9 protein-coding genes and 1 pseudogene are annotated in these 9938 nt (G+C 55.8%); 4 read left to right on the top strand and 6 right to left on the bottom strand.

The features are described from left to right. The 3 genes and pseudogenes from AC0KUR_RS37235 to AC0KUR_RS37225 form a co-directional block, all read left to right on the top strand. A pseudogene (locus AC0KUR_RS37235) lies at positions 1-494 on the top strand (hypothetical protein); the annotation flags it as partial. Positions 495-634: 140 nt separating this feature from the next. Next, the gene (locus tag AC0KUR_RS37230) at positions 635-970 is read left to right on the top strand and encodes a hypothetical protein (protein ID WP_027788785.1); all 336 of its coding nucleotides are present in this window, start codon (positions 635-637) and stop codon (positions 968-970) included. After that, a complete protein-coding gene (locus tag AC0KUR_RS37225) occupies positions 942-1154 on the top strand; it encodes a BPSL0761 family protein (protein WP_307730542.1) in 213 nt (70 codons plus the stop codon). Before AC0KUR_RS37230 ends, AC0KUR_RS37225 begins: the two co-directional genes overlap by 29 nt. A gap of 735 nt (positions 1155-1889) precedes the next feature. Here the strand turns inward: AC0KUR_RS37225 and AC0KUR_RS37220 are convergent. Continuing rightward, positions 1890-2474 carry a hypothetical protein gene (locus tag AC0KUR_RS37220; protein ID WP_138143297.1) on the bottom strand — a complete coding sequence of 195 codons (585 nt, stop codon included), beginning with the start codon at positions 2472-2474 and terminating at the stop codon, positions 1890-1892. A 372-nt stretch (positions 2475-2846) separates the two neighbouring features. After that, positions 2847-3440: a hypothetical protein gene (locus AC0KUR_RS37215; protein ID WP_138143298.1), complete on the bottom strand. Its 594-nt coding sequence runs from the start codon at positions 3438-3440 to the stop codon at positions 2847-2849. Between the two features lie 110 nt (positions 3441-3550). On the opposite strand from AC0KUR_RS37215, the gene AC0KUR_RS37210 reads away from it, so the two are divergent. Next, on the top strand, positions 3551-4798 hold the full coding sequence (locus AC0KUR_RS37210; protein WP_473377331.1) for an HNH endonuclease signature motif containing protein: 1248 nt from the start codon (positions 3551-3553) through the stop codon (positions 4796-4798). A gap of 97 nt (positions 4799-4895) precedes the next feature. Here AC0KUR_RS37210 and AC0KUR_RS37205 read toward each other — a convergent pair whose 3' ends face one another. From AC0KUR_RS37205 to AC0KUR_RS37190, 4 genes are all read right to left on the bottom strand, one after another. Further along, positions 4896-5846, bottom strand: a complete 951-nt coding sequence (locus AC0KUR_RS37205; RefSeq protein ID WP_049098583.1) for a plasmid partitioning protein RepB C-terminal domain-containing protein — start codon at positions 5844-5846, stop codon at positions 4896-4898. After that, a complete protein-coding gene (locus AC0KUR_RS37200; RefSeq protein WP_473377332.1) occupies positions 5843-6712 on the bottom strand; it encodes a plasmid partitioning protein RepB C-terminal domain-containing protein in 870 nt (289 codons plus the stop codon). The genes AC0KUR_RS37205 and AC0KUR_RS37200 overlap by 4 nt, the downstream gene beginning before the upstream one ends. A gap of 29 nt (positions 6713-6741) precedes the next feature. Beyond that, positions 6742-8307, bottom strand: coding sequence for a recombinase family protein (locus AC0KUR_RS37195; RefSeq protein ID WP_060102825.1), 1566 nt, complete (start codon positions 8305-8307; stop codon positions 6742-6744). A 169-nt stretch (positions 8308-8476) separates the two neighbouring features. Further along, entirely contained in the window at positions 8477-8920 is a 444-nt protein-coding gene (locus tag AC0KUR_RS37190; RefSeq protein WP_473377330.1) for a hypothetical protein, read from the bottom strand. Positions 8921-9938: the final 1018 nt, after the last annotated feature.

The raw sequence follows: 9938 nt of genomic DNA, 5'->3' as shown, positions 1-9938 counted from the left end.
CCCGGGCCGCCCCCGAAGGAACCCATTCGATCACGTCGCCGGCTGATCACCGTCCGAACAGGGTGGGGAATTTTACTTCGACACTTCTGGGGAAATTACGTCCGAGGTTGACACTCGAGGCCGGCATGTCGATTCAGCAACTGGCCAAAGCGACCGGATGGAAATGGGAGTCCATCCAAAACTGGGCGGACGAAGGGCTGCTGGCGTCGGAACTGATTCAACGACGCGGCCAACCTTGCCACGTCGTGCTACCGCACCAGTTGCTGGCGTTCAGGCAGGCCTATGTCCCGCTGGCAGACCTGGCGCGTGCCATGGGCACGACGTCGTCAGCGTTGTCGCGCCTGCTGCCCCGCGTCGAACTGGTCGGCGCGAAACGGCTTCCTGATGGCGCAATGCGGGGCGCGCTGATTCGTATCGCCGACCTCGGCCGGTTGGCCGTTATCGGCGCAAGAGCCGGGCACGACCTGTTTGTTCCTGCATCGTTGGCGCTATGAGAAAGCGATACGTCGAACCGACAGTGCGCATCAATCGGCGACGTACGCGCCGTTCGGGACGTCGGTCGACTCTCACGTAGTGCCGCCCGGACCAAATAACTGAGCAGAAGGATGTGATTTCCCACCACCAGGAGACTGCGATGCCCATCTGGAAACCACGGCCAACGTCCGAATTGCCCACGATTCTGTTATCTCGATGGCGCATATTCGAAACGCAGAACGCGAGCCGACATTTTGTTGGCGTAGACATGCTGGACTCGTCGGGACGAGTCAGCTCTCAGATTGTGACGTTCGACCGGGTCACCTTGCAGGGGGTGACTCAATCGGGACGCATTTACGAACTGGTCGGCAAGAAAGGCTGGTCACTCGACGGCGAGTACATCTGGAAAAGATGGTGCGAACTGAACGAGGTGACGTCATACACCGACGTCACTGAACGCCTTCTTGATGGAGCTGATGATGACGACCCCATATGAACGTACGAAAGCCGTCATTGAGACGCGCGAGTTCCTGAAGTTGCTCGCCTCTTCCGACCACGTCGCTAACCGTAGTGAAATCGAAGCATTCGCTGTACGGTTGCTTCGGCACTACCCGCTCGACATCGACCTCGACGTTTCCGCTACAGCGCTTCCAGGAGTCTGGGCTGCTCCGGAACACTAGCGAGCTGGCTCAGCAGCAGTTCCGGAATATCCGGCGCGCATCCAAAGGCTCAGCCCTAAGCATATCCCTGGGTTTGAGTCGCTGGGTGGTGAGGCTGAGCCCAGCCCTCCCTGCGGCATATGCCCGGGAAAGCCTTCCACTCAGCATCGCCACCCGTATGTCACCGGTATGGAGCCGCCTCGCCCGCCAGCCTGTATGCGCCCTCCGGGACGCTAGCTTCGCCATCCCGTTGCCGATGTCTCAGACGCTAATCCCCGCAGTCTCGGCTATCCCCTGCGCGCTGCCGGTGGATTCAGCCCCCGTTCACGCAAGCGGCATTGCGTCGTGTCACCGAAGCCAACCAGATGGGGTGGGCGGCCCTCCTGCCCGGCGGCTCGATGACTCGGCGGGCATGCACGAATGCGCTGCAGAACGGTATATGGATTCCGACAGCTGAACAGAGAGCGATGACGCATAAAATTTTCTTATCGAAACACATTTCCTTATGAGCTGACGTCGGGACTCACCGAGATGCTTCTGGTCAACCAACTCGACAGAGTTCAAATGCGCGTTTTCCTTCGCCTGCGCATTGAAGAACTGATTTGTGACGCAGGCTTTTTCGAACGAGACATTGGGGTGCCTACGTCGGTAGAACGCTTCGCCAGCCACCACCTCCTTCACTGCGTCCCATCCGAGTTTTGTTCCCTAAATCTAAGCCGCGATTCGCGGCCAATCGCGATTTCTTCTACGCGCTACTCACTCGCATACTGGACTTTTGCGCAGCGACACATTTTCCGAACACGCATGTGCTAATGCGGCCTTGATGCCACTCGAATTTGTGGGCGTCCAATAGTCGTCGATAACGATATATGTGTTCGCGAAACGAAGCCTCATGAGCGTTAATCCTTCCGCCACCTTTGCAGTCCATCCGAGCAAAACGTTTGTCGGCTGGGTTTGATATCTGACGTCGACGAGGCTAGCTTCTGGTTTGAGCTTATTCCAATCGACAAGCGGCGGGACACGAAATGTAATGCGTTGCTTGGGGCGTAGAATCTGCCCGTCCATATCGTGAAAGTCCGCCGCGGGAACCATCGACGTGTTGCCGTACGGCAGCTCAGCACCATGGCTTGTTTCGTGAAGGTACGTTTCGGAGGTCGTGACGAAGAGCGCTTGCGAGCCGAGCTTCGGCATAATGCGCAAGGTCTCTATTCTTTGAGAAATTGAGCTGTCGTTCTCGGCCGTAAACTCGTAGCCGGACGGAAGTGATTTCGAGAAGGAAACTATTACTTGACCTTGCAGAAAGTGTACCGCTGCCATCGCTGCGGCGGTCAATACACTCATGCTGACAATTGCTTTCGCTCGCTTGTAGAGAAATCTTATTACGGAGGTCGCACGGTCCATGCCAGTCGACGGAACCGTATTTGGGGCGGCCGCCGGTTGGGATGATGCGTCTCCTCGACGGCGTCGGCCGGCGCCGGAGCGCATCTTTCGAGATTTTTTCATGCAGCCCTTCATTGAAGTGTCGGTCCGCGCAGATATGCGCTAGGTTCCCCGGCGTTCCCTAACGGATGAACGATTTGCTCTTCTACCCGCCCGAATACAAGCAAACTATCGCACTGACCTGAACAGTTCTGTACTCACACAAGTATTGAACACTCAGTCCCGCACACGCTAGGCGCCGAGGCACTTAGGCACCGGACAAGCTCCGCAGCATCACTTGTTTTCGGGCTCAGCGTTCCAATAGAGTATATCCAGATGCACTCGGTACAGGTTCTTGGTGGTAGCAGTCTGCTTCGCGAATGATTGGAACAAGTCGCTCTGGGCAGGCGTGAGATGAATCACGCCTGCCCAGTAGGGCAGTTTCGACCTAATGTTCGGCGCCCTCTCCTTTTCAGCCGCCTTCAGCCCTTTGGCTGCATCTCTGTCAAGGGGCAGCTCTAACCACTGCAGAAGACGGTCGAGTCCATACTCAGCGCAGATGTACCGATTGTAGGCGCAATGGCGTAGAAAGATGTTGAGGAACTTGCGCGCGGCGCCCCAATACTGGCCGTGCCCGTCGACTTTAGGCAGAGCGGCCTGCAATTTAAGTGTGTGCTTGTCGAGCTGGCAGCGGAACGCATGCTCGGAATCGACGACGAACGTTTCCAGATTCAGGCCGGCGAGAAATGCTTGCGCCGCAGCGACTGTGCCAGTTGGCCCCATCCTACGCGCGGTTCCGCCATTCACCGCGCCCCGAGCGAGCATCCGTCGCAGCCGGCCCGCAGTGGCCTTGTCCAGTGTCAGTTCGTTCATCTGCGCGGTTTCCATGGTGCTTGCTCCCGTAATGAACTGGAATTCTCGCATGGATTTCCCGTAGATTTTTGATGCATAGGTCTCGATAAAGCGACCGTCTTACCGCGCCTTATTTAGAAATTTATGTGAAAATCAGACAATATTTCGAGATTCGCCACAACCTCGCTTGCGCCAATTCGATACTTAATGTCGCACATATAAACATATCAAGCCATATGAAAATCACTTCTGCCTTGCAAACCTCCGCCGCGACATTTCACTATCTCGTTGGCATCGGATGTGACACACGAGTCGCTGCAAACCTATCTGCTCGCTACTCGGTGGAAGAATTACGTAATCTGGCCCCACTGAAGCTGAAGCAGTTTGGCATGCCCGAATCGGTAGTCTCGTCATTGAAGAAGCGACGCCTACCTGTACCGGAGAAAACGCTGCGGCAGGTGCTCGCAAGCAATCTTGAGCTATGCTGCGTTTGCAAAAAACGGGGGCTTGGAGTTGTGGTTCATCATATCGAAAAATATAGCATTTCGAAAAATCACGATGCCTCAAATCTTGCCGTACTGTGTATAGCACACCACTCAAAAGCTCATGCCAATTTCGAACTTGAGCAAAATTTGACGTCCGAGCGCATAATAAATTACAAAAGGAAATGGGAGGAGGCTTGTGTATCCATTGAGCGATGGATTCTCGAGTCCGCGGACAGGCGAATTTACGAGGTCCGCTGGGATTGGGTGAACTTTCGCCGCGTTCTTCAGAGTACGCTTGAGCTTCCCGATTTTCCAACTAGCTTGGCACGCGAGAAATTGACCGAATTTGGAATTTTGAACGCGCAAGGACATTTCATCGACGAGAGCTGGCAAGCACCTCGTCAAAATGGAGGATACTTTGTAAGCGGCAGCAAGCAAATTTATCTCGCCGCCTACATCACTCAGGTAATTGAACTGTTGGCAAGAAATAGAGCCGTTATCGACATTACACCTTATCTGGACGAACCGGAGCTTCTGACAGAATTGGTTATGAACGGAGATTTTATATCCGTAAAGGCAGACTTCTACTATAGCCCAGTCGACCAGTTCGAGGGAAATGGTGATTCAGCGATGATTGCGAGGGCACTGACGCGAGATGTATTAGTAGAGTTTCCATATGACCCATGGTTTTGCCTGAGCAGCACGAGTCGATTTGTCCACTACGAGCGCGGCACATCTACAAGGCAGGTCTTGTTCGGAATGGTCAGGTCAATAACAAGAGAACCATTCAGAACACGCGTTCTCATCTCCCCGATTGGTACGAGTCCGACATTCGACCCGCGAGACCGGCTGCTGGGAGGATACTTTCCCGTGACTACCACCGACCGCAGGTTTCATCTGAAGTCATGACGCGAAAGCTATCGTCACAAACTTGGCGGCATGTCCCGGCACCAAAGCATTAGCATCGCCATTGTGGAGCGAACATGCCAAAGCAATGGCGTGCATCTCACAGTGCTTCGCCCGCGATGTGACTGACACCGATAACAGGGTTGGGCTGGAGGGCTGTGCTGAGTTGCTGCTGGTCGAGAGAAATGGTTGCAATGATGGACTCGAATTCCACCATCAAGTCCGGATGGTGCCGGGCAACGTATTGCCGGGCAGACTCATTTTCGAGGAGCTTGGCCAGATATCCCTTTGCGAGCACCAAATTCAACACGTCCTGGCCGTATGTCTGTTCCACGAGCTTGTACTGTGTCTGCAGATTGCTCATCTCCCGCTCCATTCTGGCCATCTGCTCCGGGCTAACGCCGTTGAGTTTACGTGGCTTCTTTTCACCCACAAGACGCGCTGCAGGCGTTGCCACCAACAATGCCTCTGCGTAGGCGACTGACACGTTGTTCGCAGCCACCATCAGTTCAACACATTCGACCTGCCGCGTCGGTTTCATTTTGCGAAGCGCACGGACAAGCTCTGGTGAGAATTGCCGGTCTCCCAGGAGCTCAGCCGCTTCCGGACAAATGCCGTCGAGCAATGACATCTTCTTCACTATCTGCGACACATTGACGGAAAGAGCTTTCGCCAATCGTTCGGGTGATACGCCTCGGTCAATCACACGCCGAATCATGTGGTGCTCCTGCACGGTGGAGAGGCGATTAACACGATTGTTATAGGTGTAGCTCTCGTCGTCGGTCGCGACAAGACAAGCAACCTGCTCGTGGCCCAACTCCTGGATAGCAAGCAGACGTAGATGCCCGTCCAGCAGGACGTGCTGCCCGGATGACTGGTTCACCGGCGTTACCGAGAGCGGTTCGATAAGACCCACCTCTTCAATGGAGGCCTTTATCTGCTTGAATTTTCGCGATTCAACCACGGGTGTCGGTACTCTGCGCGAAGGCAAGATGCCGGTGACCGGCAGCGACAATGGCTCGGGGATGAACCCAAGAATTACGCCTGTCATGTGGCACTCCGGCTTGGCCAGACGCGTTCGGCAAGATACTTCGGCAGACTTGCCAGTCCCTCCGCGCGCAACACGTTAACGAAGTTCTCGTCGGCAAACAGTTGCCGCAATGCGCCGACCACAAATAGCAACCGCTGCTGCGCGAACTCCGCTTTTCTCACCATCGACTTCTGACGCTCGACCTCGCGTTCATACGTCCGCACGAGGCTCGACGTCGTGACGGCGGCGGACTTGCTCGACATATTGTGCGCGGTGCTCTTCCCGAGTGCCTTTCTGCGCTCGATGACGCGGCGAGCACTCATCAGTTGCTTGCCCCGCAATTTTCCCGACTCATAGGCCTCTTGGAGCGCTGCCTGTATTTCAGCGTCATCGTCGCCGGCACCAACAATCATGAGAGCCGCATTGAGGGGAACGAGGCCTTTCTCCACTGCAACGACAAGTCGCTCTTCTCCCTGGCGCAGGAGCGTGAGAATGCCGTGAACGTAGGTCGATGTAAGACCCGTTTTTTCGGCAATGACTTTCGGCGCATAACCCTGCTCCTGCAGTAGCCGAATGCCGGCAAGCCGCTCGATGGGCCGACATTGTCTGCGCGCGATGTTTTCCGTCAGACTCATTACGTACGCATCCTCATCGCTCACATGCACCACGAGTGCGGGAATAGTCGCTTCCCCAAGCGTGCGAAATGCCTTCAATCGTCCCTCGCCACATACAAGCAGGTATTTTTCTATACCCGCAGCCGTCACTCGCGGAGTGACCAGGATAGGTTTCTTCAGGCCAATGGTCTTGATATTGTCGACGATGTCGTTGAAGACCCGACCGTTGCGCTCTCTCGGATTAATGACTTCAATCTGAGAGACTGGAATCATCCGAATTTCTCCAGTCTGCTGTCGCGGGTTCACGCTACTCTCCTGAGACGAGCGCGCTCGGCCATTCCATACAAGTAGTCCAGCGTGTCAAAGCGATAGCTCTCGAACTCGATTGGATTTTGGTCGGCGAGATGAATACGCGGCTGCCCAAAATCGAGACGCGGCAAAAGGTAGTAGTCGAGCGTCGATGCGTTCGCATGGTCAAGCCGAACTGCAACAGTAATGTCCGGCAGAAGGCTCGTATCGAAGCGCACCTTCCAATGATTTCGGCCATTGCCATGCGCCTGGCACCGTGCGAGCACAATACAGGCCGTGAACTCGTCGTTCACTGTCAGTAGGTCGGTTGCGGTGTCGCGTATCATCGTGCCGCCCAAATCAGCTATTTTCTTCTCCGTCTGCGCGACAATTTCTGGATGTAATTGTCGCAAGAAGCGATTGGTCTCAATGTAACGATAGTCTCGACCAGGAGTGAAACCGACAGTCTGATAGGCACGAATTAAACTACCAAAGCGATAAACATAGACCGACGTAGAAGGCATGCCGTCTGTTTCGTCAATCACCACGCCAGACAGAAATCCGCGGGCGCGGTACAGATTACGCAGTCGCTCAATTAACTCCTCGTTCGAGTAGTGCCGCGCTCTCGCTCTCATAATGCCCTGAGCGGTGTAGAACGTCTCACTCGGGACAATTGCCTGAAATGCCCCCTCTTTTCGAATCCACATATCGGGGGTGTTCATCACTCGCATCTTTTTCAGCTTGAATGACACCCGGTTGTATACGTTATTGCCAATGTATTTTTCGTTGGTCAATACCTCCCGTACCGTCGCCCGCGTCCACTCGCGGTCAAGGTCAGTGCGCACATTCATGCCGTTAAGGCGAGCTGCAATCTCGTATTCGTCGAGCGATTCGTCGATAAACCAGTTATAGATTAAATTGACGATTCGCACCTCGCTTTCCGGCCCCGGCATCAGGACAACCCTGTCCGTCTGCAGGCTTTTATGTTCGCCTCGATGCAGCTCCGCTTTCATGAGACCGTGCTCGTCGACCAATACTCGACGCAACCCATAGCCTGCTGGGCCTCCTTGCCGGAAACCCATTTCAATCAAACGACACTGGCCGGCAAACACCTTCGCAGACAGTTCTCGGCTGTACTCGCCGGCCATTGCGCGTTTCACCCCCTTCACAATAGTCGAGACTGGCGACCCGTCGTTCTCGAACTGCTCGGCGCAGTACGCAACCTGAATTCCTGCACGGCGGCAAATGTATTCGTAGTACGCACTCTCGTCGGCATCCTGAAATCTGCCCCAACGACTCACGTCATAGACGAGGATTATGCAGAAATCTGCCTTTCCATTCGTCACATCGGAAATGAGATTCTGAAGTGCTTGGCGACCGTCGATTCGAAGACCGCTTTTCCCTTCATCGGCATATGTGCGCACGATGTCGAATCCGCGACGGGTTGCGTAGTCTCGAATCCGGTCGCGCTGATTCTCAGTCGAATACTGCTGGTGTTCGGTGGACATGCGGACGTACTCAGCTGCCCGTCCTGCCAGGGAGCTGGCTACGCTTGATGCACCTGCGCTGTTGAATGACATTCTCCGCTCCACAACTCAGACACAGACACGCAGCAGGCACCATGCGCAGGGAGAAGCCCGAATGCGAACGCCGCGACCTCACGTCGAAACGTAGTGCTCTAAAGCGAACAGTGACAAGGCCAAAGGTAGCAGGCCCGACGCCAACGCGTAACACGTCATCTCTTTGCAATCAGACCGGCGGCGCCGGCGGCGCAGACAGCACGGTTATATGAACGGTCCACGCGTCCATCTTTGCAACGTTGGCGTCATCCGCATGGCACAGGACGTAGAAGCCCGAGCCTAGGGACTGCGGGCGCCCTGACACGTCCATCTTTGCAACCGCCCTGGAATTCCGCCGTTCGTTGCGCGTCCGCTGCATGCTGCTATTGCGTTCGCGATACGCCGGATGCGAGGCTCGATATTCGCGCCAGTACCCCGAGTGGCCCGCGAGCCATCTCGCCTGCGCCCGGGCCTGGTTGTCGCGGTAATCGCTGTCGATACGGAGCCGGCGGTTCTGCCAATCACGTCGACGAGCTCGCTGGCAAGATTCCGATGAGCAATAACGCTGACGGGGAACGTGCGGCAGCGGCACGAACGCGGTGCCACAGGCGAGACAGAGGCGTGGGGATTTCATGAGTGCCCTCCAGGCCAGGTTGCGACGAGCGGACGCCGGCGCCTCGACCAGCCACCGACGGCACGGGCGCGGGCGCGGGACGGGATAGAGAGGGACCTATTCAGTAGCGGCTTCGTTAATTGGCGAGCGCGATTTGCTTGGCGTGTTTGTAGGCCAGTCTCGGAAACTTGGACATTTCTCGACCGCCGGCGTGCAAGGAGAGGGTTCGCTCACGGGGCACAAATAGCTTAAATCGCCTTGCCGGACGCGCGGTTTTTTGCGGTAGCTTGTACAAAGCTGAGAGAGCGATGCTGGTGGGATAGGACCCGTCCTGTCACAAGCCCAGGCTCGAGTCCGAGGTGGTCTGGACGATTCGTCTCGACTTATGCGTCCATTTTCTCGCCTTATGGGTCCACCCTCAGCTGGAAGCGCTTATCCCGTAAGGCGCATTTTCTCGGGTTATGAGTCTGTCTACATTTTCCCGCAAACCGGCACAACTGAGGTCATAGAACCTCTAGCTACGTACAGCGGCGACTGCATCGGCTATCTCGACCTGCAGACTCTTAATCCGTAGATCGAGGGTTAGAATCCATCGCGCCACGCCAGATAAATCGAGCATTTAGCCCACCCTCGTGGTGGGCTTTTTGCGTTCTGGCCATTTATTGCTGCAATTTTGCTGCACTGGAAATTTGCAGCAACCCTCCTGCACTTGCCGTTCATGGTGATGTGGCCCCCTCCGTGCCAGCGGCACCGGCAATGGCTGCCGCTCCCACATTGCCAGCTGCATCCGCTACGGCGGCCGCACCGACTATGACTACGCGCCTCGCGCTACACCAGCAGCGCCAGTTATGCCACCCGATCAGCGGCATCGTGACCACCAGCGCATACAGCACGAGATGCATCCCATGCCGGGTGCTCCACACACGTTTCCGTCGCTGAAATGCAAAAACCCCCGCCTTTCGGGCGGGGGTTCCTGGCTTAGGGAGCCTGACGATTACCTACTTTCACACGGGAATCCGCACTATCATCGGCGTAGAGT

Source organism: Burkholderia sp. YHN3-13 (assembly GCF_055810675.1).
This window is presented reverse-complemented; position numbering and strand designations above follow the sequence as displayed.

What these genes read in the sequence shown, in the direction of transcription:
- AC0KUR_RS37230 (WP_027788785.1), top strand. Translation starts at nt 635, where the DNA reads ATGCCCATCTGGAAACCACGGCCAACGTCCGAATTGCCCACGATTCTG.
- AC0KUR_RS37225 (WP_307730542.1), top strand. Translation starts at nt 942, where the DNA reads ATGGAGCTGATGATGACGACCCCATATGAACGTACGAAAGCCGTCATT.
- AC0KUR_RS37220 (WP_138143297.1), bottom strand. Translation starts at nt 2,474, where the DNA reads ATGAGTGTATTGACCGCCGCAGCGATGGCAGCGGTACACTTTCTGCAA.
- AC0KUR_RS37215 (WP_138143298.1), bottom strand. Translation starts at nt 3,440, where the DNA reads ATGGAAACCGCGCAGATGAACGAACTGACACTGGACAAGGCCACTGCG.
- AC0KUR_RS37205 (WP_049098583.1), bottom strand. Translation starts at nt 5,846, where the DNA reads ATGACAGGCGTAATTCTTGGGTTCATCCCCGAGCCATTGTCGCTGCCG.
- AC0KUR_RS37200 (WP_473377332.1), bottom strand. Translation starts at nt 6,712, where the DNA reads ATGATTCCAGTCTCTCAGATTGAAGTCATTAATCCGAGAGAGCGCAAC.
- AC0KUR_RS37195 (WP_060102825.1), bottom strand. Translation starts at nt 8,307, where the DNA reads ATGTCATTCAACAGCGCAGGTGCATCAAGCGTAGCCAGCTCCCTGGCA.
- AC0KUR_RS37190 (WP_473377330.1), bottom strand. Translation starts at nt 8,920, where the DNA reads ATGAAATCCCCACGCCTCTGTCTCGCCTGTGGCACCGCGTTCGTGCCG.